General features: G+C 41.3%; 22 protein-coding genes and 1 tRNA gene. 12 read left to right on the top strand and 11 right to left on the bottom strand.

Annotated features, from left to right (window positions below; translation table 11 throughout):
- Window positions 1–25: 25 nt before the first annotated feature.
- Complete coding sequence (locus ACQK2H_RS09655) at window positions 26–1,927, bottom strand: ATP-binding protein (RefSeq protein ID WP_425391231.1); 1,902 nt, start codon at window positions 1,925–1,927, stop codon at window positions 26–28.
- A 409-nt stretch (window positions 1,928–2,336) separates the two neighbouring features.
- On the opposite strand from ACQK2H_RS09655, the gene ACQK2H_RS09650 reads away from it, so the two are divergent.
- Genes ACQK2H_RS09650 through ACQK2H_RS09635 form a run of 4 tightly spaced genes read left to right on the top strand, consistent with a single transcriptional unit; the run spans window position 2,337 to window position 4,345 of the window.
- Window positions 2,337–2,900 carry a SiaB family protein kinase gene (locus ACQK2H_RS09650; protein ID WP_425391230.1) on the top strand — a complete coding sequence of 188 codons (564 nt, stop codon included), beginning with the start codon at window positions 2,337–2,339 and terminating at the stop codon, window positions 2,898–2,900.
- A 37-nt stretch (window positions 2,901–2,937) separates the two neighbouring features.
- Window positions 2,938–3,327, top strand: coding sequence for a DUF1987 domain-containing protein (locus ACQK2H_RS09645; RefSeq protein ID WP_425391229.1), 390 nt, complete (start codon window positions 2,938–2,940; stop codon window positions 3,325–3,327).
- A 16-nt stretch (window positions 3,328–3,343) separates the two neighbouring features.
- Window positions 3,344–3,850: a hypothetical protein gene (locus tag ACQK2H_RS09640; RefSeq protein WP_425391228.1), complete on the top strand. Its 507-nt coding sequence runs from the start codon at window positions 3,344–3,346 to the stop codon at window positions 3,848–3,850.
- Entirely contained in the window at window positions 3,851–4,345 is a 495-nt protein-coding gene (locus tag ACQK2H_RS09635) for a thioesterase (protein ID WP_425391227.1), read from the top strand.
- Here the strand turns inward: ACQK2H_RS09635 and ACQK2H_RS09630 are convergent.
- The 6 genes from ACQK2H_RS09630 to ACQK2H_RS09605 form a co-directional block, all read right to left on the bottom strand.
- Window positions 4,340–5,659, bottom strand: a complete 1,320-nt coding sequence (locus tag ACQK2H_RS09630) for a YihY/virulence factor BrkB family protein (RefSeq protein WP_425391226.1) — start codon at window positions 5,657–5,659, stop codon at window positions 4,340–4,342. The two genes, ACQK2H_RS09635 and ACQK2H_RS09630, sit on opposite strands and share 6 nt — an antisense overlap.
- A 361-nt stretch (window positions 5,660–6,020) precedes the next feature.
- Window positions 6,021–7,253, bottom strand: a complete 1,233-nt coding sequence (locus ACQK2H_RS09625) for a metallophosphoesterase (RefSeq protein ID WP_425391225.1) — start codon at window positions 7,251–7,253, stop codon at window positions 6,021–6,023.
- 42 nt (window positions 7,254–7,295) lie between these two features.
- Window positions 7,296–10,703, bottom strand: a complete 3,408-nt coding sequence (locus ACQK2H_RS09620) for an efflux RND transporter permease subunit (protein WP_425391224.1) — start codon at window positions 10,701–10,703, stop codon at window positions 7,296–7,298.
- A 24-nt stretch (window positions 10,704–10,727) separates the two neighbouring features.
- Window positions 10,728–11,879, bottom strand: a complete 1,152-nt coding sequence (locus ACQK2H_RS09615; RefSeq protein ID WP_425391223.1) for an efflux RND transporter periplasmic adaptor subunit — start codon at window positions 11,877–11,879, stop codon at window positions 10,728–10,730.
- Between the two features lie 4 nt (window positions 11,880–11,883).
- Window positions 11,884–13,233, bottom strand: a complete 1,350-nt coding sequence (locus tag ACQK2H_RS09610) for a TolC family protein (protein WP_425391222.1) — start codon at window positions 13,231–13,233, stop codon at window positions 11,884–11,886.
- A 3-nt stretch (window positions 13,234–13,236) separates the two neighbouring features.
- Window positions 13,237–13,860: a TetR/AcrR family transcriptional regulator gene (locus ACQK2H_RS09605; protein WP_425391221.1), complete on the bottom strand. Its 624-nt coding sequence runs from the start codon at window positions 13,858–13,860 to the stop codon at window positions 13,237–13,239.
- Window positions 13,861–14,016: 156 nt separating this feature from the next.
- On the opposite strand from ACQK2H_RS09605, the gene ACQK2H_RS09600 reads away from it, so the two are divergent.
- The 8 genes from ACQK2H_RS09600 (at window position 14,017) to pth (ending at window position 22,410) form a co-directional block, all read left to right on the top strand.
- Window positions 14,017–14,817 carry an alpha/beta hydrolase gene (locus tag ACQK2H_RS09600; protein WP_425391220.1) on the top strand — a complete coding sequence of 267 codons (801 nt, stop codon included), beginning with the start codon at window positions 14,017–14,019 and terminating at the stop codon, window positions 14,815–14,817.
- Window positions 14,814–15,344 (top strand): TlpA family protein disulfide reductase, encoded by a 531-nt coding sequence (locus ACQK2H_RS09595; RefSeq protein WP_425391219.1) that lies wholly within the window; start codon window positions 14,814–14,816, stop codon window positions 15,342–15,344. Before ACQK2H_RS09600 ends, ACQK2H_RS09595 begins: the two co-directional genes overlap by 4 nt.
- Window positions 15,345–15,570: 226 nt before the next feature.
- Window positions 15,571–19,248: a phosphoribosylformylglycinamidine synthase gene (gene purL, locus ACQK2H_RS09590; RefSeq protein ID WP_425391218.1), complete on the top strand. Its 3,678-nt coding sequence runs from the start codon at window positions 15,571–15,573 to the stop codon at window positions 19,246–19,248.
- Between the two features lie 53 nt (window positions 19,249–19,301).
- Complete coding sequence (locus ACQK2H_RS09585) at window positions 19,302–19,700, top strand: hypothetical protein (RefSeq protein ID WP_425391217.1); 399 nt, start codon at window positions 19,302–19,304, stop codon at window positions 19,698–19,700.
- A gap of 256 nt (window positions 19,701–19,956) precedes the next feature.
- Window positions 19,957–20,029: transfer RNA gene (locus tag ACQK2H_RS09580), tRNA-Gln, on the top strand.
- 147 nt (window positions 20,030–20,176) lie between these two features.
- Window positions 20,177–21,106, top strand: coding sequence for a ribose-phosphate pyrophosphokinase (locus tag ACQK2H_RS09575; protein ID WP_425391216.1), 930 nt, complete (start codon window positions 20,177–20,179; stop codon window positions 21,104–21,106).
- Between the two features lie 24 nt (window positions 21,107–21,130).
- The gene (locus ACQK2H_RS09570) at window positions 21,131–21,790 is read left to right on the top strand and encodes a 50S ribosomal protein L25/general stress protein Ctc (protein WP_425391215.1); all 660 of its coding nucleotides are present in this window, start codon (window positions 21,131–21,133) and stop codon (window positions 21,788–21,790) included.
- Window positions 21,791–21,852: 62 nt separating this feature from the next.
- A complete protein-coding gene (pth, locus tag ACQK2H_RS09565) occupies window positions 21,853–22,410 on the top strand; it encodes an aminoacyl-tRNA hydrolase (protein ID WP_425391214.1) in 558 nt (185 codons plus the stop codon).
- A 110-nt stretch (window positions 22,411–22,520) separates the two neighbouring features.
- Here the strand turns inward: pth and ACQK2H_RS09560 are convergent, their stop codons facing one another.
- The 4 genes from ACQK2H_RS09560 to ACQK2H_RS09545 are packed head-to-tail and all read right to left on the bottom strand — an operon-like array spanning window position 22,521 to window position 26,647.
- Entirely contained in the window at window positions 22,521–23,192 is a 672-nt protein-coding gene (locus tag ACQK2H_RS09560; RefSeq protein WP_425391213.1) for a phosphoadenylyl-sulfate reductase, read from the bottom strand.
- Window positions 23,182–23,772, bottom strand: coding sequence for a precorrin-2 dehydrogenase/sirohydrochlorin ferrochelatase family protein (locus ACQK2H_RS09555; RefSeq protein WP_425391212.1), 591 nt, complete (start codon window positions 23,770–23,772; stop codon window positions 23,182–23,184). Before ACQK2H_RS09555 ends, ACQK2H_RS09560 begins: the two co-directional genes overlap by 11 nt.
- Window positions 23,769–24,521, bottom strand: a complete 753-nt coding sequence (cobA, locus tag ACQK2H_RS09550) for a uroporphyrinogen-III C-methyltransferase (RefSeq protein WP_425391211.1) — start codon at window positions 24,519–24,521, stop codon at window positions 23,769–23,771. The genes ACQK2H_RS09555 and cobA overlap by 4 nt, the downstream gene beginning before the upstream one ends.
- 2 nt (window positions 24,522–24,523) lie before the next feature.
- On the bottom strand, window positions 24,524–26,647 hold the full coding sequence (locus ACQK2H_RS09545) for a HEPN domain-containing protein (RefSeq protein WP_425391210.1): 2,124 nt from the start codon (window positions 26,645–26,647) through the stop codon (window positions 24,524–24,526).
- Window positions 26,648–26,786 lie beyond the last annotated feature (139 nt).

The following is a 26,786-nucleotide window of genomic DNA, read 5'->3' as shown; positions in this document are numbered from 1 at the left end:
GCCCTAGGTCTAATGTTGTTTAATATTAATTACTCTCAGCTACTTCCTTGTCTTCTTTCTTTTTAATCGGAGTTATCTTTTTAGGAAGTGTGATCACAAACTCCGTTCCCTTTCCTACTTCACTTGCAAGTTCAATTTTTCCTCCGTGTTTTTCAATGATACCATAAGTAATTGACATTCCCAGTCCGGTACCTACTCCTACTTCTTTGGTAGTAAAGAATGGCTCCCAGATTCTGTTCTTAATTTCATCCGGTATACCCACTCCATTATCTTTTATTCGAACGTATACCTCATTGTCAGCTTCCTCAGTATAAATCTTAATTTCAGCATCCTTCTTCTCATCCGGCATTGCTTGTACAGCATTATTAAGGATGTTCATGAATACCTGGTTCAACTGACCCGGATAACATTCAATCTCCTTCATGCTCTCATCGTAATGCTTGGTAATTTCAATCTTACCTTTCGTTTTGTTACGAAGTAGCGTAAGTGTTGCATCAATGTTCTCATTGACATTTGCATTCTTCGCTTCTTCCTCATCAAGTCTTGAGAATACCCTCAATCCTTTCACAATTTCAATTGTACGCTGAACACCATAATTAATGTCATTAATCAGGTCGTCAAGCTCATCTACAATCTCATCATATTCATGCTCTTCTTTAAGCTCCTTGACAGCTTCTAATACATCTTCCGGATCATCCCCGTCATCGAGTCTAGTGTACTCTTCTGAAATCTCCCTCATTGCCTCGATAGACATTTTAAGAGATACCATACCACTCGAAATGAAGTTAATTGGGTTATTAATCTCGTGGGCAATACCTGCAGTCAACTGACCCAGTGATGCCATTTTCTCAGAGTGTACCAACTGCGACTGAGCGCCTTTCAAAGAATCAAGTGCTTTGGCAAGTTCTTCTTTTGATTTCTGCTCCTTCTCAAGTGTAGCTTGTAGCTTTTTCTCTGCAAGGAATAATTTCTCATTATCCTGTAGTTGTTTATCCGCAAGCTCCCTAATCTCAACCTCTGAGTCCTGCAGTTTCTTATATGCCAGGTTCAATTCATCCTGAGCAGCAATCAATCGTTCGTTAATCTTAATTTGCTCTTCTGACGATTTCAGCAATTTCGACTCGGATTCCTCTAGCTTCAGGTTTTTCTCCTCTAGCTCTTTTCTGGATAGGTATAGTTTCTTGTTAATAAGCTTTTGCTTTTGGAAGTTGATCTTCAACTGCTGCTCTGATTTCTTAACCTTGACAAAAGCTTTGTTTGCAGATAAATAATTCTCGCTGGCAAGCTTTACCAATGGACGGAAAATGAAAAATCCCTGGACAAGGAATATTCCTATGAAGATTGAAAATCCTACATACTCTGCAAGGCCTATACTAGCCCCCCTGTTTTGGGCATTATCAACAAAGTAACTCGTAAGCCCGTCTGCTCCTTCTTCATACTTATCGACGGCATTGACTAGTCCACTTATCGCCTTTCTGAGTGATAGTCTATTGATATTCGTTTCGTCGAGACTAAATGAAGCATCCAACGCATTTCGAGCGTTGCTGTTCATGTCGAAGAACAGGAACTTCAATTCATCTTGCAATGCCAGGTATTCATCTGTCTGAGATGGTTGACCAATGTTCAGATCTTCATCACCATTTATAAGTGCCTGATGACCTTTTACCCATCGTGGGTACGTACGCCTAAGTTCATTTTTGAAATAATCAAACTGGGTTTGATTTCTTGCGTATCCCATTCCAACCGCAGACTTAACAATCTGCTGACCTAAAGCAGTCTGATCGGCTGCAATTTGCACTAAGCGAGGATCTTGGTTGAACGAGTTTTTAATCTCTTTTTGCAGGACAAATACGTAATATGCTACAGCCCCAATAAGAACCAATGCTGTTAAAATGTATACATTGGCATATAAATCCTTCTTTAACATACCTTAGACATAGTTGGTTTAAACTCTTAACTAGTTAATCTTCTCCGCCGATTGAATTAAAAAAATCCTATTAGCAAGTCCCTCAAATCTATGACAAAAAAACGTTTATTGGAAATATTACATTTTTATACAGATTTTCCATTAGAACTGGCTAATTAAATTACCTAAGCTCAATTCGGCATTCGCAACCTATACTAAAGTAATAAAGAAAAGCATAATTTGCCTTTTGATAGATTTTTAATCTGGTAAGTCTATTATTATCATAGCTTTGCCGTTGGAAAAATTTAGGGTTGGATTGCTGGCGACCTTAATCGATTGATTATCACCATGAAGTTTTAGGTGATTAAACATTTGGTTTAATTAGTCATAAGTTCTTACTTTTCCAGCCCAAAGAAAATTGCCCCTATTTATGGATTATCTGAGGAGTTATAAAAACATTTACGATCAAAACATTATTCTGATGTTCAAGGGTGAATTGACCTTTGACCTGGTGACAGCCATGATAGGGACATTGGAAGAAAGGCTCGAGGAATTGGAGGAAAACCGGAAGGTGAAAAAGAAGTTTTATAATGTGGCGACTGAATGTATTCAAAACCTCTACTATCACCTGGATGAGGTGAATGCCGATGACATGAAGGTGAGTAGCTATGACTCCAACTCTGCCTTAATCATGATAGCGGCACGTAAGCGTTTTTATAGTCTGCAAACGGGTAATTATATACCATCAGAAAAAACGAAAGAGATTCAAAAGAGACTAGATGATATAAATGCGGTTGACGCAGATGAACTAAGAGCTCTATATAAGCGAGTGCTTGCAGAGCAGGAATTTTCCGACAAAGGAACGGGCGGATTGGGCTTTATAGATATAGCCAGAAAAACAGGTGGTCAAAAGTTGAGATATAAATTTCAACCAATCACTGATAAGGTAAGCTATTTCACATTTCAAATAAGGTTACCACGATTAGAATCATAGAACCACAAAAAATAAACCACAAACCGTAGAGAGATTTATGGAAAAAGTATTCATCGAACCGACAAGAACAACCCCTCTGATCAACTTTGATCCGGATGAAGGTTTATTGGAAATGAAGGGAAGATCAAGTCCTGAAAATTCTATTCAGTTTTATCAGCGAGTGTTGGATAATCTGGATGAATTTATAACAACAGGTGGTCCTGAGTTTACAGCAAATATTGCATTTGAATATTTTAATACAAGCTCCTCTAAATGTCTCTTTGATGTTTTTAAGCGATTAAGTAAAATTGAAAATAGTGGAAAAAAGATCACAATAAATTGGTACTATGAAGAAGGTGATGAGGACATGATGGAGGCTGGAGAAGACTACAGTGACCTTCTTGATTTGGATTTCAACTTCTATGAGATAGAAGAAGACGATATGTGATTGCATTAATATATCAATGAATAAAAACCAGGAGCTTTATTATGATGAGATAGAAAGTCTGAGAAAATTCAGATCTAAGATTGAAACCCATGCAATCTATAAAGAAGATCTAGATTCCTTTTCAGATGAGTATGAAGAACTGGTTGCACAGGCAAAGGTAATTACCAGGGTTTCTGACCGCCTACAGAAGAAACTCGATAATGCCAACCTCCAAATTCGTGAACAAAACGAAGAAATTAAAGACAAAAACGTACAGCTGGCTGACACTGTAGACCAACTTGCCAAAGCCAAAGTAGGCCGAAGAGCTTCTACGATCTTATTTACAGTAGCTGTGGTACTTTTTATTTTAGAGCAAGTACTACTTGAGCCAATCATTGATGATTACTTTGATACACAATTTGTAAGTTTAGGAATACTTGGAGTATTGTTCCTTGTAGTCAAGTTTTCTGAGGGAGCACTGGAGAGCTACTTCATGAACAGAGAGAAAAAGAAAATTCTGGAGAAGGAAGAAAACAACCAGTAAATGCCTTTAAGTCCTAAACAAGCAAAACTTGCCAGGCAAGTAACAAACGGATTCAAGTTTCCTTTATTCTTGATGAAGAGCCTGCCTATGGGCTGGATTGCAGGCCTTAGAGTGAGATCACTTGATGAGAACACATGTACCACGTCTGTTCCATTTAAATACCTAACCAAAAATCCTTTTAAGTCTACATATTTTGCTGTGCAGAGCATGGCTGCTGAACTATCAACTGCCACTCCCTGTCTACTGGCGATCACCGGCAAGAAACCATCTGTTGCATTCATAATCGTTGATCTCAAAGCCACCTTTTCCAAGAAGGCTGTTGACCGTGTTTACTTCACATGTGAAGATGGACACAAAGCATTTGAAGCTGTCGAAAAATGTATTGAAACAGGAGAGTCATCAGAAGCAACTTTTAAGACTGTAGGTAAAATGAAGGATGGTACAGTCGTATCTGAATTTGAGTTTACCTGGTCTTTTAAACAGCGTAAATCATAGATCTTTTAGTAAAACATTGCTATCACTCTTTTGCCATTTAGCCTCAATATTCTTTAATGCCTCCTCTATCGCCACAAAAGCTTTTGACTTACGTGGATCAAAATCTTTCATTCCCTCTTTTTCATACTTATCCAATACCGTGTAAATATCCATTTTATGGATATCAAAACTAGGTTGATAGGCCGTATCGTCATTTTCAACACGGGTAATTAATCCGGACCTATCCAGATCGTCACAGATATCTACCACATATCTTCTAGGTACATTTACTTGAGACCCCAGGTCATTCAATGACATTGGACCTTTCCCTTGTTCGAATTTCTTGACGATACGATAAAGTAAAAGAAGTGTCAATTTTTTTCGGTGACTCAGACTAAGTTTCGTTTTTTCAGAATTCATTTCCCACTGATCCATGAATTGAGCACCATAACAAATCTCTGCACCAAATAATACAATCAACCAACTGATCTGTAGCCAGATTAAGAATAGAGGGATGAACGCTAAACTACCGTAGATCGCATCGTACCGTGCAAAAGCAAACTGCAAAGAGATAAATGCCTGCTGGTTTAATACATAAAGCGTTCCAGCTATAATACCTCCCAGTAAGGCAGGAAAAAATTTAACCCGTGTATTGGGGAAAATCAAATACAACCCAAAGAGAAGAATCCATAAAATCGTGTATGGAATAAGCTTAACAAAAAAGATGATGCTTGTTCTGAATTCTCCTAAAAACTCAATACTCGAAATAAATTGCTGAAAAGTATCTTTCACAAAAACAGTGGCTGTACTCGCCACAATCATCAATATGGGTCCAAGCAAAATCACCGCTACATAATCAGAAATCTTACGCTCCCACCTACGACTTTTCTTGATGTCCCACATATCATTAAATGCCTCCTCAATGTTCATGAGTAGACGTATGACAGTATACAGTAAAAAAACCGCCGAACTCACTGCAATTATTCCCCCTCCTTTAGCAGACAGAATATTCTCGACAAAGGGAATTACTTGCTCTAATACCTCTGTTTGCCCCTTAAAGTATAGCTCTAGTTCGCTTTCAACTAATCCTCTGATGCCAAAAGCTTTTGCGATCGCAAATAATAATGCCAATACGGGAACGAGTGAAAGCATAGATAGGTAGGTCAATGCAGATGCTTTTTCTGCACATTTATCTACAATAAACTCTTTAATAGCGATCACCCAAATACGCAAGAAGCCAAAAACATAACGTTTACGTTTTGGTAGGTCTCTTAACCTGAGTCTCCACAGATCTATCTCTATAAATTGCTGAACTTGATTCAGTTTCTTTTTCATGTGTATATGGTTGATTTTCAATCGAGCACATCGGTCCGCAGAAGCGGGAATTCACTTCAGACAACTTTCACCCAATCGAATTTTCAGCGAAAAGATAAACCCAAATTATGCATTAGAGCATAATTTGCCCAAAAGACTCTTAGGCCAGGACGTTAAAGTCAGGGTGTGACCGCAAGCGTCATCACCTGACAAAAAAGCTTTTTTCAGAGCCAGGATAAAAAAACAACCACCAAGCTGATTTGTATTCCAAAAGAAAAAGGGGCTGTTGCCCCTTTTTCACCTAATCACCTGTAAAAATCACCTATCATCCTATGACATGAAGATATATGGGTATAACAACTCATATTGAATCACCCCTACCTTAAGCTCTTTTAAGTTCTAAAATTGTAATCTCCGGCAGTATCCCTATCCTTCCTGGATAGCCGATATACCCGTAACCACGATTTACATATAAGGACTGATTGCCTTGCTGATAAAGGTCTGCCCACTGTTTGTAGCGATACTGCGCAGGGCTCCACCTAAAATCACCAATCTCAATACCGAACTGCATGCCATGGGTATGGCCGGCCAGCATCAAATCAATGTCAGGATGATTGGGTCGGATTTGCGCATCCCAATGACTTGGATCATGTGAGAGTAATATTTTGTATGGTTTTTCCTCCGTTCCTATGATTGTCTTAGACATATCTCCATACTTTGAGAACCTACCAGCTCCCCAATTCTCACAACCTAGAATGGCTATTTCTTCACCATCCACCTTTATGGTTCTATTTTCATTAAGCAGCAAATCATAACCCATGTAGTCATGCATTTCATGGAGATTCTTAATGTCTTTTTGTTTAGCTGCTTCAGAGGACCACTCGGTATAGTCCCCGTAATCGTGGTTACCCATTACTGAGTAAACACCCAGGGGCGCATTTACTTTCTTGAAAATATCCAGATAATCCTTCGCTTCTTCACTTTTGTTATTTACAAGATCTCCGGTGAAAAAGGCAATATCAGGTTTTTGAGCGTTGAGCATATCCACTCCACCTTCCACAGCCGTCTTATTGAAAAAACTTCCCGTATGAATGTCAGAAATCTGAGCAATTCTAATTCCGTCAAATGCTTTAGGAAGATTAGGAGAAGAAACAATCCGCTTCCTCACCCTGTAATCATGAGCTCCAGAGATCACCCCAAAGCTCATTGTAGCTATTGGTATAGCTCCTGCTATTAAAGCTGACTTTTGCATGAAGTCTGATCTGGAAGTCGACCGATCTTCCTCCACAAACGGGAAAATGTTTACCAGCCATACAATACCTCTTCTAATATCATCAAGTAAGAGAAAAACAGTCGCAAATAACTTTCCTACAAAAAGTACGAAAAATACCGTGGTGATATAGAGCCTCAGATTTTCAAACTGCTTCGGGTCTATTTGTCTGTACAAAAGCACTCCTACTAAAGCACCTAAACTGAGTACCCAGTAGGTCATGAAAATGATTTTTCTCCATGCAGGGCTTAATCCATCTGAAAGTGCGCGTACTGCTACGAACACATAGATGTCAAGCACCAGGTAAATCGAAATCAGAAAGACGATGAAATAAATACGACTCATATCATAAAAAAATCCTCTCGCAACCAACGAGAGGATATACTATTAACTTAAACCTAACCGACGATTGATTCTTGCGAAGAATAAATACATTAATGGTACAACTACTAACGTAAGGAACGTAGCAAAGGTTAGCCCAAAAATGATGGTCCACGACATGGGTCCCCAAAATGCCACATTGTCCCCACCCAGGAAGAAATCAGCATCGTATGTACTTAAGAATTTGATGAAGTCAATATTGATTCCAACTGCCAAAGGAATTAAGCCGAGGATGGTCGTGATGGCTGTTAAGAGCACAGGACGTAATCTTGTCACACCTGCGTTAATAATTGCCTCTTTTATTTTCTCCATCGAAAGCTTGTCTACTCCTGTTTCTGCCCTTAGCCGATTCCTACTTAGTTCGATAAAGTCAATTAATACTATGGCATTATTTACGACAATCCCGGCCAATGAAATAATACCGATCATGGTCATAATTACCACAAAGTTCATCTTGAAAATAACGAGCCCAAGGAAAACACCTATGGTGCTGAAAAGCACGGACATCATGATAATGAACGGGGTTGTAACCTTATTGAACTGTGATACGATGATGAGAAATATGGTGAATACTGCTATCATTAGAGCTGTACTCAAGAACTCAAATTCTTCTGCTTGTTTTTCCTGCTCACCACCAAACTTAAATTCATAGCCCGGTGGCATATCAAAGTCAGCAAGCAATTCTTTGATCTCATTGTTGATCTGCGTTGGATTGTAGCCTGCCTCCACATTCGAACTAATGATCACTTGTCTCCTTAAATCCTGACGTTTAATCGATCCATAAGTCGATGAAAGTTCAGCTTGAGCAACCGAAGAAATAGGCACACTTTTCATTTGGCCGGAGGTCTGATCCCTAAATACAATACTCTTGTTCATCAAAGCATCAATGTCGTATCGATACTCATCCTTCAACCTCAACTGGATTTCGTAATCATCCTCACCTTCTTTATACTTCGAAATTTCCTTTCCAAAAAGTGCTGTTCGCACTTCCATCGCAATGCTGGAGGTGGATAATCCGAAACGTCTGGCTTTTTCCCGATCAATGTTCACAACAAGCTCAGGTTTACCCGTCTGTAGATCAGTCTTCAACTTCTCAATGCCCTGGATACCAGATTCATTAATCAGGTTTTTCATATCCTCAGTAATCTCAATCAATGTAGCATACTCCTTACCGGAAACCTCAATACTGATGGGTTTACCAGTTGGAGGTCCATCTGAGTTTTGGTCAACCGTAACAGCCACTCCTGGATAATCACCAACTGAATCGCGTATTTCATTCAAGATTTCTTTAGTATCAATGCCTCCTCGATTTTTAAACTCTACGAAGTTCACAGTGATACGTGCTTTATTTGGTGTGTCCTGCTCGCCAAAAGCTGAAGGATCATTCGGATCCGATGTTCCGGAACCAACATTAGCAATAACAGACTCTACAATGCTTTCGTAAGGTTTGACCAGGTCAATCACTTTTCGTTCAATATCCTGAGTAAACTCGTTAGTGGTTTCTATATCCGTACCTACAGGAAACTCAATGAAAACATTGACATATAAAGGGTCTGTTTTTGGGAAGTATTCCAGGTTTGGTTTCGACGGTGACATAAGCACTGAACCAAAAATCCCAATCGAAACGACCATCAGAACAACAGTGCCCCAGAAGAACAAGTAAGGATGCCATCCTTTGATCGCAAACTTCAAAGTGCTCTTATATATTTCCTCTATCCTTGGCAGGAAGTTTTGAAATCTTCTGGAAAGTGGTGTCAACACATAGATGTTCAGGAAGGTTATTGCTCCGGAAATGATAAGCAGATTACTCAACACGGTCACCTTAGCGAAAGCGAGTATCAAGCCTACTCCAATCGCAACAGAAGCAAAAATCAACACTCGCTTCTTTCTGATTTCTCCTGTATCAACTTTCATGAAAGATTTGATTAATACAGGGTTGATCACCAATGCTACAAATAATGAAGAACCAAGAGTAATCATTAATGTGATCGGCAGGTACTTCATAAACTCTCCCATAATTCCAGGCCAAAATGCCAATGGAAGGAAAGCAGCCAAAGTTGTAGCAGTAGAAGCAATAATAGGTAGCGCCACTTCTCCAACACCATTTTTGGTAGCTTCAAAAGCAGAAAGCCCTTCCTCTCGTAAACGATAAACGTTCTCAACCACCACAATACCATTATCCACCAACATACCCAGTGCCATGATTAATGAGAATAATACCATCATGTTAATGGTGATACCAAACATTCCTAAAATCATGAACGAGATGAACATGGAAAGCGGAATAGCTATACCTACAAACAGTGCATTTCTTGGGCCCAGAAAGAATAGAAGCACTAAAACCACCAGAATCACCCCGGAGATGATGTTGTTCTCAAGGCTATCCACCATGTCACGTGTTTGTTGCGACTGATCATTTGTTTTCGTTACAATCAAATCTTCCGGGAAGATCTCTTCTCTTGCTTCTTCTAAAATGGCATTGATTTTTTCAGTTGCAATCAAGAGGTTCTCACCGCTTCGTTTGATCACATCCACCATGACCACCGGGTTAGTATAAAGGCGCGCATAGCTCTTCTTCTCTACATAATCGAAAGAAACATCAGCAATATCCTTCAGGTAGACGATGTTGCCATTCTCCGCTTTCACCACTACATCCAATATCTCTTCAGGCTCTTCAAATTCACCAACCACTCGGATGGTTCTTCTGATATCTCCTTCTCTGTATGTTCCACCGGATAAGGTAATATTCTCGCTGGCTACTGCCTGCTCGATATCTCCAAAGTTTACCTCACGCGCCTCCATCTGGTATGGATCAACACTAATTCGAACTTCACGCTCGTCGATACCTCTAATTTCAACCTTTGATATCTCTGACAGCTTTTCAATTTCCTCTTCAAGGTATTCTGCATATTCATTCAGGTCTGTCATGCTGTAATCGCCTGACAGATTGATGTTTAGAATCGGGAACTCTGAAAAGTTCATATCGAATACATTCGGATCTTGCTCCAGATCTGATGGTAATTCGGGCTTAGCTCTATCCACCGCATCTTTCACCTTAGTGAGCGCATCCTCTACATCAGTTTCGGGTGTAAACTCGACGATGATGGTGGAGTAGTCCTGAACAGAAGTGGATTTAATCAAATCGGCTTCAGAAATAGAGTTGAGCTCATTCTCGATCGGTCGAGTGATCAGGTTTTCCATGTCCAGCGGCGAGTTGCCCGGATATGGAGTTCCTACATATACCACTGGCTGCCTAATCTCCGGAAAACTTTCCTTTGGAAGGCTGATATAAGAAAACAAACCCGCGGCTATTACAATGAATGTAAGCACATATACCGTGGTTCGGTTTTTCAAGGAGAGGGTGGTTAGTCCAAACTCCTTTTGCGTTTTAATATCTTTTAATTCTTCTGACATATCTAATTGAATTAAAGATTCGGCTTATTGAACGATAGAAACTTGAACCCCCTCAGACAGATCTCTGTGCCCCTTTACTACCACTTTATCACCTGCACTCAGGCCTGAGTCTACTTCGGTCTTTAAATTGTGCGAGGCTCCTAATTTCACCTGCCTTTTGGTAGCCACCTGATCTCCGCCTTTATTGGTGATTACATACACATAGTTTCCTCCGTTATCTCCCTGAATAACTTCTGTAGGTACCACCAATGCCTGATCATTTCTGTAATCAACCAGGCGCAATACCACTACCTGATTCGGTTGTGCCGGAAAATCTAATTTTGGCAACTCTACCTCCAATTCGAAGGTTCGGTTGTCTGTTTTAATGGTCTGTCCAACAGATTTAATTTTTGATTTAATTCGCTTATCCTGTGAAGGAAAGTACACCTCAACTTCTTGATTTGGTGAAAACTTGCCAAGGAACGACTCAGATGCATCCGCTGAAATATAGATATCATCCGGATTTACCAATCTTACGAGTGGAAGCCCCGGTTGAGCTACCTCTCCTACTTTTGCAGGAATGTTGTCCACAATCCCACTAAATGGGGCTTTTACAATCATCATATCAAGCTGAGACTGCAATACTGCCAATTGACTCTCAAGAGTCTCCTTATTTGCCTTAGCTTCCAGGTATCGCACCTCTGTGCCAATGTTCTTCTTCCATAGACGTTCTTGCCTTTCAAAAACTTCAGTCGCCAAGTCAAGCTGTGCTTGCGTCTGTTTAATATTATTCCTTACCATATCAGTATCCAAAGAGACCAAAACCTGCCCTTTTGATACTCGTTGACCTTCTCTCACATGGATCGCTTCAATTTTCCCCATAGCTTCAGCAGAAAGCAAAACATTCTTTCTAGACTCAACTGCTCCTCTTATTTCTACGGAATGGGTAAAGGTCTTTTTAGCCAATGTCTCAACCGATACAAGAACTGATGATTTTTTCTGTTGAAAATCAGGGTCTTCTGATTTGATTTCTTCTTCCAGTTGAGCAATTTCAGCTTTAAGTTCGATGGATTGATCCTGAAGTTCCTTCAATTTATTCTTTTTAGCAGCAAGCCCTTGCTCACCGGATGCACTGCCGCACGCTACAGCCATGGCAGATAGAAAAGTAAGTGTGATTATGAGTTTGATCTTTTGCATGATCCTAATTTTTATAAAGTGTTCCTAGTGCTTTTTTAAGTTCGATTTGTGATGTGATTGCCTGATACAAGGCATTGAGGTAATTGGTTTGAGCCTCTTTCAATGACGCATCCGCATCGATGACTTCAAGGTTTGAACCAACTCCCTCCTGGTATTTTATTTTTGAAATATCATAGACTTCCTGGGCCAGCTCTACATTCTGTTTTTGAACCTCCAATGTTTCAAGTTGACTATTTAAACTGATTTGAGATTGCTCTATTTCTAAATCAATGCTCTTTTCCAGATAAGACATTTGATTTTCAATCTGCTTTACCTGCAATCTGTTTTGTTGAATTTTATTGCTCTTCAAAAAGCCATCGAAGATCGGAATTGAAGCAGTTATACCTATAGCTCCGTTATCCAACCACCTGCGAGAAACGAAGAGATCGCTCCCAGAAGCCGCAGCAGTATTCCACCCATATCCAAATCGCGCATATAGTTTTGGTAAGTATTGAACCTTATTGTTTTTCATGTCCAAATACGCCAGATTTCTATTTGTTTGCAATTGAGAATACTCTATTCGTTGGTTGTATTCGAAATTTTGAGAAGGAACTACCGGAGTGTTTACTTCCACCTCTTCAAGGTCTTCAAGTAATTCAATGGGTTGACGTAAGTCAAGACCCATTTGGAATTTCAACAGCTTCCGACTTATATCTTTAAGCTGTTGTGACCTACTCAACTCAACTCGTAGATTATTGTAGTTCACACGAATACGATCTACATCCACTTTCTCAGCAAAGCCCGCTTCATACATCTCCCTGGTTTCGTTCAGAAGTGTGTCTAACCGGTTGATATTTTTCTCAAGCAACTCAAGTTGCTCTTCAGCTATCAGCGCATTGAAGTATGCTTTACTAACAGCTTCTACAATATCAATTTTTGATTTTTGAAACTCCTTTGTTGAAAGTTCTTTGTACGTTTTTGCTGCTTGCAGACCAACGAAGTAAGATCCATCGAAAATCAGCTGGTCCACTCCCAACCCGATGTTTCCATCATATTTCTGCTGGAATGAAACTTCAATATCTTCAGTTGTTCCTCCGCCACCACCCGGAAAAGAAGCCGGATCAAGTAAGCTTTTCTGAGGTTCGAAATTATAATTCAACCCTCCATTTACATTTGCCTGAGGTAGCCCCATGGAAATGGTCTTCCTCACTTCTGCTTCAGCTATTTCCCTATCAAGCTGTTTGATTTTAACCTGCTCATTGTTTTCGAGCGCATATTTAATGCAGTCATCCAGCGTAAGGTCAAGCCGCTCCTGTGCATCTACTGTTAGCACAGTGCCCATCGCAATTAATAATAGTGATAGTAGTCCTCTCATAGTTTAGCGTGTGTGATTTGTAGATTCTAAATGCATGTATTCTTCGTATTTCTTTCGCCCTTTATCGGTCAATAATCCGTGTATAAAATGATCCAGGATTTGCAACTGGACCTCCCGGAAATCAAACTCCTCCCGAGGGAAAATCTTGGTATTAAAAACCAGCTGCACCCCTTCTACTCTGAGGGTTGACAAGACTTTGGCGTTTATTCCTGACCTGAAAAAACCTTCGTTCTTGCCTCGTTCAATATTTCTTTCAATGTGAGCTCGTATGGTTCCCTGCTTGAATTCCTGATACTGATCCCATGCTTTTCCATGATACTTCTGCATATCATAAAGCAGGGATGGGTTCATGCGAAAAACATGTTGCCTCAGACACTGAGAGACTAACAGGATTTCATGTATGGCATCCTTTGCCTGACTTTCTATTTCCTCAAACTCAGATGTCTCTCTTTGAAAATGATTCAGGGCAACTTCGGATACCAACCCGTCTTTGTTATCAAAGTATTGATACAAGGTTTTCTTAGACATGGAGGCTTCACGCGCCACATCATCCATGGTCACACTACGTATACCATATTGGATAAACAATTCCTCCGCACTACTCAGTATTTTTTCTTTCGCTTCCACTTCTCAATTTTTCGGATAAAAAACCGTTAACACTACGGAAACTTTCAGCGCAGTAAAAGTTTCCACCGTGCAAAACAACGAATAGTAATAGAATTAGTTCGGTTTTTTGCTAAAAATTTTTGGCGCACAATAAATGAACCTATTTTTCGCAACGAAATGACGAAAGTATCCCTTACCAATGGACAGCTTGTATATTCTAAGTATGGAAACGGAGCTGAAATATTAATTGCCTTTCATGGGTTCGGGCAAGACAAAAAAATATTTGAATCGTGGGAGCATAAACTATCAGAGAAGTATACGATTTATGCAATCGACATTTTTTATCACGGTGACAGTACCAAAGAGCTAGGTGATCTTACCAAGACGGAGTGGAAATCCATCTTGTCTCATTTCCTTGATCAGGAAAACATTGTGCAGTTTTCCATACTGGGATACAGTTTGGGTGGTCGGTTTGCTATTTCCTCTTCGCTCGCATTTCCTGAAAAGGTAAGAGAGTTGATACTGATTGCTCCAGATGGTATTTTCTTAACCATTTGGTTCAAATTAGCCACCAACTGGACAATTAGGTGGCTTTTCAAATACATCATGCTAAGACCTAACAAACTGGAAAAGCTCGTCGCATTTAATGATAAATACAAGCTGGTCAGTCCATACCTTGGCGATTTTGTAAGAAAAGAGCTTGGAGATGAAGCCAACCGAAAACGTGTCTACACCTCCTGGAATCATTTCAAATCGCTGGGCTACACTAAAAAACAACTAACGAAGCACTTCCAAAGTCATCGTTTTGAACGACATATTATTCTTGGAAGCAAAGATCACATTATCAAACCGGCAAAGATTTTGCCCATCATTCAGAAGATGGGTGACTTTAAGGTTGATATCCTTCCTTTAAAACACCACCAGCTCATTAAACCGGAAGTAGCTAAATTGATACTTGATAAACCCAGTAATCCATGAACCTTATCTATTCACTATTCCTTCTGGCTCTTCCTTACCTATGCATGAGTCAGGCACCTACACGAGAACAAATCAAAGAAGTAGCCGATGCAAGAAAGGAAGTAAAACGTATGAAAGGTGAACCTTTCCCAGACTTTGAGTTAACCACACTGGATGGAGAGACCTACACGAAAGGTCAACTGGAAGGAAATATTTTTTTAGTCAATTTTTGGTTTACCAGATGTAAACCGTGCATCATGGAAATGCCAGAGATGAATGAAATGGTGGAAGAATTTAAGGGGGAAGGTATTGTCTTTCTAGCCCCTACTTTTGATGATGAGCAGCAGGTTCGCAAATTTCTCAGCAAACGAGATTTCAGGTATCAGTCTATTCCAGGTGTCAAGGATTTTTGTCAGGAAGTGAATGTCCGTTCCTACCCCACCCATTTTGTCGTCAATCGAGAAGGCATCATTGATAGGGTAGTCATCGGTTATTCAGTAACGACTGTAAAGGCATTGAAAAAGAGCATTCGGAAATTGTTGAAATAAATTAATGATATCCAATTAAGATTTTCGAAATGGCAATTCAGCCTTATAACACCCTTTAATTCCCTAAAGGGCCATTTTTAGCAACACCCTTTTTGGATGAGGTAGTTTTGAAGCTTCCAGGAAATCTTAATCGGATGCTGCTAATTAAAGTAAAAGACTTAACAGGTTTTGAAAACCTCTCAAATCAAATCCTTAATTTTGCGGACTTCAAAACGAGGTTCCTTTCATGATTCAATTCTTCCAAAATTCTGAAGACGCTGTTATCGCCGTAGGTGTTTCAGACAAACTCTCATCTGATCAAATCAACAAGCTGACCTGGCTTTTTTCAGGAGCCAAACCAGTGGAGAAAGATGCAATAGCCGGTAAGTTTATTGGTCCACGAAAAGAGATGATTTCGCCTTGGAGTACTAACGCTTCAGACATTGCACACAATGCTGGAATTGAATCCATTTATCGAATAGAAACTTATATCTCTGAGGCTTCTTCCGGAGCTTTTGATCCCATGCTTCAGCAAGTGTACGAAGGACTAGACCAATCAATTTTTACACTTGATCGTGAACCTGCTCACATAGAACACATTCATGACATTGCCACATACAATGAACAAGAAGGATTAGCACTTAGTACTGAAGAAATCGATTATCTGGAGCAAGTCTCTCGTGAAATTGGCAGACCACTGACAGATTCTGAAGTATTCGGATTCTCACAGATCAACTCCGAACACTGTAGACATAAGATTTTCAACGGCACCTTTATCATTGATGGGGAGGAACAAGAACTCTCCCTCTTCCAATGGATTAAACGCACCTCCAGAGAGCATCCGAACTACCTGGTTTCTGCATACAAAGACAATGTGGCTTTCATTCAGGGGCCAAAGGTTGAGCAATTCGCCCCTGCCACACAAGACAAGCCGGATTGGTTTGACACCAAAGAATTTGAGTCTGTTATTTCACTAAAAGCAGAGACTCACAACTTCCCAACTACCGTTGAGCCGTTCAACGGAGCGGCTACCGGATCCGGGGGTGAGATAAGGGATCGTATGGCCGGAGGACAAGGCAGTATTCCTTTATCAGGAACTGCGGTGTACATGACCTCCTACTCTCGTTTGGAAGATGGAAGGAACTGGGAAAAGCCTGCCAGAAAATGGTTGTATCAAACCCCTCAGGAAATTCTGACCAAAGCATCCAATGGAGCCAGTGATTATGGCAACAAATTTGGCCAACCGCTCATATGTGGTAGTGTATTAACATTCGAGCATGAAGAAGGTGGGAAGAAATTCGGCTATGACAAAGTGATCATGCAAGCCGGAGGAATAGGTTATGGCAAGAAGAAAGAAGCCCAAAAGAAGACAGTAACTGCAGGCGAGAAGATCGTAGTAATGGGAGGAGACAACTACCGAATTGGTATGGGCGGTGGCGCTGTTTCCTCGGTTGACACTGGAGCCTTCAATCAAGCGCTTGAACTAAACGCCGTGCAACGATCCAATCCGGAAATGCAAAAGCGAGTAGCCAATGCTGTTCGCGCTATGGTGGAACTGGAGGATAATACCATCACTTCCATTCATGATCATGGTGCAGGAGGCCACTTAAACTGTCTATCAGAATTGGTGGAAGAAACCGGTGGTGTAATTGATTTAAAAAAATTGCCTGTTGGAGATGAGACACTTTCCGCTAAAGAAGTGCTGGGAAATGAATCCCAGGAACGTATGGGATTGGTCATCAAAGATCAGGATGCAGCATACCTGAAACGCGTTTCTGAAAGGGAAAGAGCTCCCTACTACGAAGTAGGCGAAGCGGGAGATAACAATGAATTGAAGTTTGAGAATAATGGAAAAGCATCGCCATTTGATCTAAAGCTTCACCATCTTTTTGGATCATCTCCGAAGACCATCCTGGAAGACAAAACACAGCAGTCCAACTATGAGGATGTCAGCTACTCTGAGAACAAGATTGATGAGTACCTGGAAGCAGTCTTGCAACTGGAAGCAGTAGCATGTAAGGACTGGCTTACGAACAAGGTAGACCGATGTGTGACCGGAAGGGTAGCTACTCAGCAAACCTGCGGTGAATTGCAACTGCCATTGAACAATGTGGCGGTGATGGCGCTGGACTTTAAGTCAAACAAAGGCATTGCTACATCTATTGGACACTCACCTGTTCCCGGGTTGATCAATGCTGGAGCAGGATCCAGACTTTCGATCACCGAAGCTTTAGCCAACCTCGTCTGGGCTCCATTGACGCATGGATTAAAAGGAGTCTCTCTAAGTGCCAACTGGATGTGGCCTGCGAAGAACGATGGAGAAAACGCTCGTCTTTATGAAGGCGTAAAAGCCATCAGTGATTTTGCCTGCGAATTAGGGATCAACGTTCCGACCGGAAAAGACTCCATGTCGATGACACAGAAATATCCGGATGGTGAGAAGGTTTTTGCGCCGGGAACAGTGATTATCAGTTCTGTTGGAGAGGTTTCCGATATCAACAAAACAGTGAGTCCGGTCATAGATTACAATCAGAAGGATTCTAAAATCATTTACATCGACTTCTCAGGAGGCGGTTTTGAATTGGGCGGCTCTTCGTTTGCACAGACACAATCAAAGCTGGGAGCAAAAACACCGGAAGCAAAATCAGAAGTTGTAGCCAAGGCTTTTAACACCGTTCAGCAATTAATAAACGAAGGACATGTGATTGCCGGACACGATGTGTCTGCAGGGGGTCTGATTACCACACTCCTTGAAATGAATTTTGCCAATAGCAAAGGCGGATTGAAAGTTGATCTTTCTTCTTTGGGAGAAGGTGATCCGGTGAAGGTACTCTTCTCTGAAAAACCGGGACTAGTATTACAAGTTAATAACGCAAAAGCGATCGAGCTTTTAGTAGCCTCTGGTGTGACTTTCAGAGAGATTGGTGAACTAATCGATGACCGAAAAGTAGAAGTTAAGAATGGGCTGTTCTCACATACCTTCGACATTGAGAAGTCAAGAAACAATTGGTTCAAGACTTCAGCTCTGCTTGACTTAAAGCAAACTGCACCTGAAGTTTCAAAGAACCGAACCGAAAATAGGTTTAAACAGCCACTCTCCTACGCTTTTCCTAAACGATTTGATGGAAAGGCATCCAGCTACAACCTGGACTTCAATCGAAAAAGTAAGTCAGGGGTAAAAGCGGCGATCATCCGAGAGCAGGGCGTGAATAGTGATCGGGAAATGGCTTACGCATTGTGGCTGGCGGGTTTTGATGTGAAGGATGTTCATATGACCGACCTGATCACCGGACGAGAAGATTTGAGTGAAGTAAACATGATCGTGTTTGTCGGTGGTTTCTCTAACTCTGATGTGCTGGGTTCAGCCAAAGGATGGGCAGGGTCTTTCTTATTTAATGAAAAAGCAAAAGCTGCATTGGATGCATTCTATGCCAGAGAAGACACCTTGAGTTTAGGTGTTTGCAACGGCTGCCAATTGATGATGGAGCTTGGATTGATCTACCCTGAAATGGGTGAAAACCACCCAAAGATGCATCACAACAGTTCTGAAAAATTTGAGTGTGGATTCGTAAGTGTAGATATCGAAGAGACAAACTCCATCATGCTTGAATCCATGATTGGTTCAAAACTGGGTATTTGGCTGGCACATGGAGAAGGGCGATTCATGCTTAAGAATGAAGCTGATTATAAAATTCCTGTGAAGTACTCCTATTCTGATTTCCCAGGTAATACAAATGGCAGCTCCTTCGACACGGCAGCTCTTTGCTCAGAAGATGGTAGACACCTGGCGATTATGCCTCATTTAGAGCGTTCCTTATTTACCTGGAACTGGCCATATAAGCAAGGATTAGAAGGCGCTGAAGTATCTCCATGGATGGAGCCTTTTGCAAATGCATTTAAGTGGGTCAAGGGTAGAAAACATTAAAGTAAAGAACTCAATTAGTTAAATTTTCATCTAGATACCCTAGATTTAATTACATGAAACCGTTTCAAGCTAATTGGATAAGAGTTCTCTTTCTTTCTTTAATCCTAGTTGGTTGTAAAAAAGAGAAAGGAATCACGTTTGATGAATTGGGAGCAACACTGCGTGGAAAATGGGAGTCAGATGTCGGGGGTTTAAGTATGAATTTTATCTCAGGTGAAGCAATGATATTAGATTTAGGACCTTCAATTGACACCCTAGGTTATACATTATCTGACTATGATTCTACTTTTCCAAATACCATGTTTCATTTGTTCCTTTTGAGATCCTGTGGAGATTATTTATGTCCAGGTCATTTACATATTCGAGATGTCAATCAATCAGTTTTGCATATCTCAGAGTACTGCGATAATGAAACGTGTTCTGAAGAACTTGTTTTTCACAAAAAAGACTGACTTTTCTTATGTTAAAGAAACCATGCCTTCAAATTTATTTAATTGGGTAAAAGAGAATGTTTAGTCTTTTGATTTAAAAAATATTCGGCTAATTTTGCCGTCCGTTTATACGGAAGTGAGGGAGAAACACTTTATAAATACATCCGGTATTGGCCTATGGTGTTCCCGATAGCTATCGGGAGGCAACACGTTTCGACGTGTTGAATTAGGCAGTAAAGAAGTGGGGTTGACACTTCGAAAAAAGCAACCAATATATTGGCCTATGGTGTAACTGGCAACACGTCTGGTTTTGGTCCAGAAGAGTCTAGGTTCGAGCCCTAGTAGGCCAACTTAATGTTGAAAGGGAATAATATGGCGAGAAGCCTGTCCCGAATGAGCGTTAGCGAATTTTGGGAAGCCCTAGTAGGCCAACAAGTTCTAAAAGGAACAACAAGATCAGATCCCACCAACGCAGGTGGGATTTATTTTAGGTAAAGATGTCATCAGTAAAGATATTCGCAGGTTCGGCTCACCCTCAATTAGCAAACGCAATTGCTGATAATTACGGCAAACCTTTGGGTAAGAGCGAAAAACAAACCTTTAGTGATGGTGAAATGGGTGTTTATTTCACTGAATCTGTTCGTGGATCAGATGTATTTATCATCCAACCTACCGTCCCTCCTGCTGATAATATCTGGGAACTTCTTTTGATGATCGATGCTGCTCGAAGGGCAAGTGCGAAGTATGTGACAGTTGTTGTCCCTTACTTTGGGTACGCACGTCAAGACAGAAAAGATAAACCTAGAGTTTCTATCGCTGCAAAATTGGCAGCTAATGTATTGACTTCTGCAGGTGCTGATAGAATCATGACTTGCGACCTGCATGCCGGACAAATTCAGGGCTTTTTTGACATCCCGGTAGATCATTTAGATGGATCAGCCATCTTCTACCCATACATCAAAAATCTGAATCTTGAAAATATGATCATTGCTTCTCCTGATGTAGGAGGGACCGCCCGTGCACGTGCATACGCCAAACTTTTTGAAGCGGATATGGTGATTTGTGACAAACACAGAAAGCGAGCGAATGAGGTGGCATCCATGCAGGTAATTGGTGATGTAGAAGGTAAAGATGTTGTCTTAGTGGATGACATGGTAGACACAGCAGGAACGATAAGCAAGGCGGCTACACTACTAAAAGAAAAAGGTGCTAATTCCGTAAGAGCATTTGCAACGCACGGCGTGCTTTCCGGTAACGCCTACAAAAACATTGAAGAGTCTGCTTTAGAAGAATTGATCATCACAGATACGATTCCTCAAAAGCAGGAAAGCTCAAAAATCAAAGTACTGACCGTGGCAGAATTGTTTGCCAAAGCAATTCGTAAAATCCACGATCACGAATCCATTAGTTCATTATTTATTAAATAATCATATTTTAAATCAAATTCAATTATGAAAACTGTTGAGATTATAGGGTATAAAAGAGCAAATCTCGGCAAGACAGAAGCGAAGCGCTTAAGAGAAGAAGGGATGGTTCCGTGTGTAGTATACGGCGGTGATCACCAGATTCACTTCTACGCTCCAATGATCTTGTTTAGAGACCTGGTATACACTGACGAAGCGCACTTTGCTTTATTAACAATTGAAGGCGAGCCTGAACCTTTTGAAGCAATCATTCAAGATGTTCAGTTTCATCCGGTGAGTGAAATCATCATGCATGCAGATTTCTTGCAGCTATTTAGAGGAACACCTATTAAGATGAACATCCCTGTTCACCCGGTAGGTACAGCTCCTGGAATCCAGCAAGGAGGTAAGTTGATTAGAAAAGTGAAATACTTGCAAATCAAAGCACTTCCTAAGAACATGCCTGAATACATCGAGGTAGATGTATCGAAGCTTGGACTTGGTAAATCTATAAAAGTAGGTGAACTAGAGGTTGGAGATTATGAAATCCTTAATAGCCCACTTGTTACGCTTGCGGGTATTGAGGTACCAAGAGCACTGAAAGGAAAAGAAGATGAGGTAGAAGACGAAGAAATGGAAGGTGAAGAAGGAGAAGCTGCAGCAGAAGGTGGAGATGCACCAGCTGCTGAGGAGTCTTCAGAATCATAAACACTTCAAAATTTACATTTTAATCCCGACCTTCGCGTCGGGATTTTTTTTGCTCAATAGTTATGAAATACTTAATAGCAGGACTTGGCAACATCGGACCGGAATATGAACTAACGCGCCACAACATAGGTTTTCTGACGTTGGATCGAATGGCGGATCAGGAAGGTGTCAAATTTGAAATGAGTAAGCTGGCTTACACGGCTGAAATAAAGCATAAAGGCAGAACCCTGATCCTCATCAAGCCTACCACCTACATGAACCTTAGTGGAAAAGCAGTCAACCATTATTTGCAACAGCACAAGATTCCGAAGGAGAAACTCCTAGTCATTACAGATGATATTGCCCTACCCTATGGCAAAATACGTCTCAAACCAAAAGGTTCTGCGGGAGGACACAATGGGTTAAAAAACATTGAGCAATTATGCGGGGGCGCCAACTATCCGCGTTTGCGTTTCGGTGTTGGTGATGACTTCCATAAAGGCCAGCAGGTCGACTATGTGTTGAGCCCCTTCAACAAACAAGAAATGGATGAATTGGTGCTAAACATGGATCGTGCGATCGATGCAATCAAGTCCTTTTGCACCATCGGAATGGAGCGGACGATGAATCAGTTTAATTGATTTGAGTTAAAAATACCCATGTAGTCCCCTGAAGGGGACAATTTCATAAAAGAGATTTGTATTGCAGACCAACCCTGTTAGGGTTTGAAACCCTAACAGGGTTATTTTTTTTATAGATGCAATCCACATTCGGTCTTCTGATTATTCAACCACCGACCCTCCCGATGATCGCCCTTTTCGGTGCAATGCGTACAACCCACTGACCCATATCCTTGATAATAAAGCTTATTTTGTGGCAGCTCGTAAATGGTATGGTACAAACTCACCACTTCAGCAGTCATGTCGATGATCGGATGAAATTTGAGCAGCTCATCTCTCGGTTCAAAAATCCTTAAATGCTGCCGGTTCGCGTTTTGAAATCGTAATAGCCCGGAAATCCACACATCCTTACCCTTCTTGAGTTGATTGGTAGGGTCAACTTTGTTGATAAAGCAGCACAGATCGTTTTGGTATTTCCAGGTTTGATTGTCCTGAGTGAACCGATGCTTATTCTCCTGAGCTCCCACCTCCACAATATTCAAACCAAGCTTCTGCTTGATCTCTTCTTTGTAATGAAGTGTTTCCTCAAATAAATAACCGGTATTAACCAGGTAGACAGGATGATGAGGTGCTACCTTGCTAATCATATGTAAGAGAATTGCAGAGGTTGTTCCAAACGAAGACGTCATTAAAATACGGTCGTGTTCAAATTCAGCAAAGAGCCGCTCCATCCGCTCAAGCGAACTTAAGGGATGGTAGCGCTCATTTAACCGAACCAAATTTTCTTGTTTACTAGACTTCATTTCTATCGATCAATGATTTGGTAATGCCATTCAATGTTTTCACCTTGAATGAAAAATCTCCTTTCAGCCGGTCTCGGATCACCTTCAGGTTTTGAAGCAGCAGGTCTGTTTCATCTGGAAGTGTCTCATTCAGCACCTCTTTCAATCGCTTGGAAAATGTTGGGGATTTTCCATTTGTACTTATACCGATTTTCAAATCGCCTTTCTTCACTGTCGATCCCAAATAGAAATCACATAAACCCGGAGTGTCAGCTACGTTTACAAGCAGGTGCCTTCTACGTGCCATGGACCTGACTTTTGCGTTTAGCGTCTGATCATCTGTAGCCAGTATAACCAAGTCTTTTCCCCTTAGGTCACGCTTCCTGAACGGCCGCTCTATCAATTTGATCTGCCTGGATAACCCCTGTCTTTGCTTGACTTCAGCATTAAACTTTTTGGCTACAATTGTAACGTTAGCTTCATGGTCGTTTCTTAGTAAAGCATCCAGCTTTTCCAGCCCTACATTTCCTCCACCGACAATCAGCGTTTGTATCTGATCAAGCTTCAGAAAAATTGGGAATAATGAATTTCCTGTGGTCATGCTACTTTGTGTTTTTTGATTGATAATTGATTGGATTGAGTGGCAAATGCAGCGCCTTCTCCAAAAATTAAGAGTGCCGGGGATGCTGGCTTTTGATCTCTGGCTTCATCAAGAATTGAATCCACCTTACCAGCAATTACCTGTGCTTCAGCGAGCGAGCCTTTGCTGACAATGGCAACAGGCAAATCTCCCCGACCCTCTTTTAGATAGTGAGCAACAACCGCATCGAGCTTTGACAAACCCATAAATATCAAAGCTGTGGATGCATGTTTGGCGGCTTTCCTCACTTCGCCACTCACCTTTCCATCAGCCGAAGTAGCGGTCAGAATTGAAAAACCCTGATTCACTCCTCGACACGTAAGTGGGATATTGTATAACCCGGGCAGCATAATGCTGCTAATCCCGATGACCACTTCGGTGGGAATACCATATGCCTGGGCAAATTGTATTTCTTCAAAGCCTCGTCCAAAGACAAAAGGATCACCTCCCTTCAATCGGACCACATGTCCCTTGCTATATGCCTTCTCGACAATCAGCTGATTAATGCTTTGCTGAGGTACACTGGATTTTCCGGCTCTTTTCCCTACCGGAATGTGCTCAGCACAAGGTGCGTATCTGAGTAGTTCCTTAGAAACCAATGCATCATACAGTACTACGTCTGCTTGCTCCAGCGCCTTCACTCCTTTTACTGTTATCAGGTCAGGATCACCAGGACCAGCTCCTACCAATGTTAGTTTTTGATGGTTCATCGCTATGCTTTGTAATGATTACTGACGACTAATTTTTCCGTTGATCCATCCTCCTGAGAACGAAATGCGAAGACCTGTTCAAGGAATGCATTGGCTTCCTTCAGGTAGCTTTTCGCAAAAGCCTGGTTCGGAGCATACCGATTGATTTTAAGTACTTCCTGTGCAAAGGATTCAGCAATTGGGAATGCAGGCTCTCCGGAAAAGTGTGCCTGGAAATCATCGATGATGCCCTTATGAGTATTGCATTGAATATCCTTGCTCAGCAATAATGCCTTCGCTCCAATCACCAATGCACTGTAGCTGTGGTAGATCGCATTGGCCCATTTTTGGTTTTCAAAGTCTTCATTGGCCCATTTAATGCGCTCCTTCGAATCACCTAAAATCGTGTCTACCAAATCCAGCACCACTCCTGCACATTCACCTACTCCGACTTCCGGTACAAATTCTTCCGAATGCCCCCAATCCTGAAACTCCTCATCCCGAATGTGAGATAGATCAGCTAGTGGCTTGAGTAGTTCATAGAAATATTTCTTGCCTTCACGTCGGAAATACTGATTGAAATATTCAGTTTCTTCCGAATGAGCTTCAAAATCATCCAACAGCGTGCGTACTACATCAGGGATTCGCTTGGTCGGGATCTTAATGACCTTTTCAGCAATATAGCCCTGATGATCCGGTTCAATGCCCCCACCAATGACCACCTGCATTGCAGGTACTACCTTATTTCCATTTTTGATACTGCTTCCATGAAAGCCAATATTGGCAATCATGTGCTGTCCGCAGGAATTCATGCATCCACTGATCTTGATTTTGATCTGCGATTCGTCAATCAAGTGAGGATACTCTTGATGAATGACTTGTTCGAGTTCTGTAGCCAGGCGTGTACTGTTGGTTACACCCAATGCGCAGGTGTCTGTTCCCGGGCAGGAGGTCACATCTGCCAGTGTATCAAATCCGAGATTTGCCAGCCCCAACTCATTCAGCGAAGCAAAAAGTGCCGGAAGACTTTCCTTATTTACATACCTAAAAAGTAATCCCTGATTGATAGTGATCCGTATATCCTTTGAAGCATAAGACTCAGCGATCAAAGCAACTCTTCTAGCCTCCCCAGAAGAAATATTACCCAAGGGCACTTTTATCTTTACCGCATAAAACCCTTTCTGTTTCTGCTCCACGACATTAATCCTTTGCCATTTCTCAAAAGCATCCTTATCCTGAATTTTATAATTTGAGTGAGGTCGTTTCAGTACTGTATGGACCTCTTCAGTTTGGGCAATAGGGTGCACCTGATCCGGTAACGCTTTGTACTCCTCATCGACCAGTCTGAGAAAACCGTCGATACCCAACCCTTTCTTTGGATCAACCAAAAACTTCAGGCGGGCTTTATGTCTTCTTTCCCGTTCACCGTGTCGGTCAAACACCCTTAACCCCGCCTCAATAAATGGAATGAGCTTTTCTTCCGGCAAAAAGTCATGAGCCACTTGGCCGAAAAAGGTCTGAGCGCCCAGTCCACCACCAACCAATACTTTAAACCCCCGGATTCCACTTTTCACTTTTGGTACAAATCCGAAATCGTGGATGTAGGTAAAAGCATCGTCCTTCTCATTTGAAGAGAAAGCGATTTTGATCTTTCTTCCCATGTCCTGGCAAATCGGATTTCTCAAAAAATATTGGAATACCTCATGAGCATAGGGTGTAACATCAAAAGGTTCGTCTGGGTCCACTCCTGCCAAAGGGGAAGCAGTTACATTACGAACCGTGTTGCCGCACGCTTCTCGAATAGTAACATTTACTCTTTCCAGCCTGGACCAAATCTCCGGTGTATCATCCAGTGGAATGTGATGCAGCTGAATGTTTTGACGAGTAGTCAAATGTAGGTTACCATTGGTGTACTCATCCGCGATGTTGGCGATAACCCGTAATTGATCTGGCGTGATTTTTCCGTAAGGCAATTTGATGCGTAGCATCTGCACGCCTTGTTGCCGCTGACCGTACACTCCTCTGGTCAATCTGAAAGCCTTGAATCGTTCCTCCGGAATTGAACCAAGATGAAAGGATCCTATTTTTTCCTGAAGCTCTTCTATATCTCTTTTTGCTTCGTTTGATATCGTTGTTGTAGATGACATATTTTTCTTTTTTAGGAATAAAAAAACCCTGATGACTCAGTGGCCACCAGGGTTCGTATTCGTTGTTCTTTTATTTTACAAATACCTCTTTTTAGGTGACCTAAGTACTATTTTCCAGCACATGCACATACACATGCAA

It is taken from the genome of Ekhidna sp. (assembly GCF_965228795.1).
Taxonomy (GTDB): domain Bacteria; phylum Bacteroidota; class Bacteroidia; order Cytophagales; family Cyclobacteriaceae; genus Ekhidna.
The sequence above is the reverse complement of the archived record's forward strand: the minus strand, read 5'-3'. Positions and strand labels throughout refer to the sequence as shown.

Bases quoted from the DNA above. Each gene is read 5' to 3' on its own strand.
- ACQK2H_RS09655 (WP_425391231.1), bottom strand. From the start codon at position 1,927: ATGTTAAAGAAGGATTTATATGCCAATGTATACATTTTAACAGCATTG.
- ACQK2H_RS09650 (WP_425391230.1), top strand. From the start codon at position 2,337: ATGGATTATCTGAGGAGTTATAAAAACATTTACGATCAAAACATTATT.
- ACQK2H_RS09645 (WP_425391229.1), top strand. From the start codon at position 2,938: ATGGAAAAAGTATTCATCGAACCGACAAGAACAACCCCTCTGATCAAC.
- ACQK2H_RS09640 (WP_425391228.1), top strand. From the start codon at position 3,344: ATGAATAAAAACCAGGAGCTTTATTATGATGAGATAGAAAGTCTGAGA.
- ACQK2H_RS09635 (WP_425391227.1), top strand. From the start codon at position 3,851: ATGCCTTTAAGTCCTAAACAAGCAAAACTTGCCAGGCAAGTAACAAAC.
- ACQK2H_RS09630 (WP_425391226.1), bottom strand. From the start codon at position 5,659: ATGAAAAAGAAACTGAATCAAGTTCAGCAATTTATAGAGATAGATCTG.
- ACQK2H_RS09625 (WP_425391225.1), bottom strand. From the start codon at position 7,253: ATGAGTCGTATTTATTTCATCGTCTTTCTGATTTCGATTTACCTGGTG.
- ACQK2H_RS09620 (WP_425391224.1), bottom strand. From the start codon at position 10,703: ATGTCAGAAGAATTAAAAGATATTAAAACGCAAAAGGAGTTTGGACTA.
- ACQK2H_RS09615 (WP_425391223.1), bottom strand. From the start codon at position 11,879: ATGCAAAAGATCAAACTCATAATCACACTTACTTTTCTATCTGCCATG.
- ACQK2H_RS09610 (WP_425391222.1), bottom strand. From the start codon at position 13,233: ATGAGAGGACTACTATCACTATTATTAATTGCGATGGGCACTGTGCTA.
- ACQK2H_RS09600 (WP_425391220.1), top strand. From the start codon at position 14,017: ATGACGAAAGTATCCCTTACCAATGGACAGCTTGTATATTCTAAGTAT.
- ACQK2H_RS09595 (WP_425391219.1), top strand. From the start codon at position 14,814: ATGAACCTTATCTATTCACTATTCCTTCTGGCTCTTCCTTACCTATGC.
- purL (WP_425391218.1), top strand. From the start codon at position 15,571: ATGATTCAATTCTTCCAAAATTCTGAAGACGCTGTTATCGCCGTAGGT.
- ACQK2H_RS09585 (WP_425391217.1), top strand. From the start codon at position 19,302: ATGAAACCGTTTCAAGCTAATTGGATAAGAGTTCTCTTTCTTTCTTTA.
- ACQK2H_RS09575 (WP_425391216.1), top strand. From the start codon at position 20,177: ATGTCATCAGTAAAGATATTCGCAGGTTCGGCTCACCCTCAATTAGCA.
- ACQK2H_RS09570 (WP_425391215.1), top strand. From the start codon at position 21,131: ATGAAAACTGTTGAGATTATAGGGTATAAAAGAGCAAATCTCGGCAAG.
- pth (WP_425391214.1), top strand. From the start codon at position 21,853: ATGAAATACTTAATAGCAGGACTTGGCAACATCGGACCGGAATATGAA.
- ACQK2H_RS09560 (WP_425391213.1), bottom strand. From the start codon at position 23,192: ATGAAGTCTAGTAAACAAGAAAATTTGGTTCGGTTAAATGAGCGCTAC.
- ACQK2H_RS09555 (WP_425391212.1), bottom strand. From the start codon at position 23,772: ATGACCACAGGAAATTCATTATTCCCAATTTTTCTGAAGCTTGATCAG.
- cobA (WP_425391211.1), bottom strand. From the start codon at position 24,521: ATGAACCATCAAAAACTAACATTGGTAGGAGCTGGTCCTGGTGATCCT.
- ACQK2H_RS09545 (WP_425391210.1), bottom strand. From the start codon at position 26,647: ATGTCATCTACAACAACGATATCAAACGAAGCAAAAAGAGATATAGAA.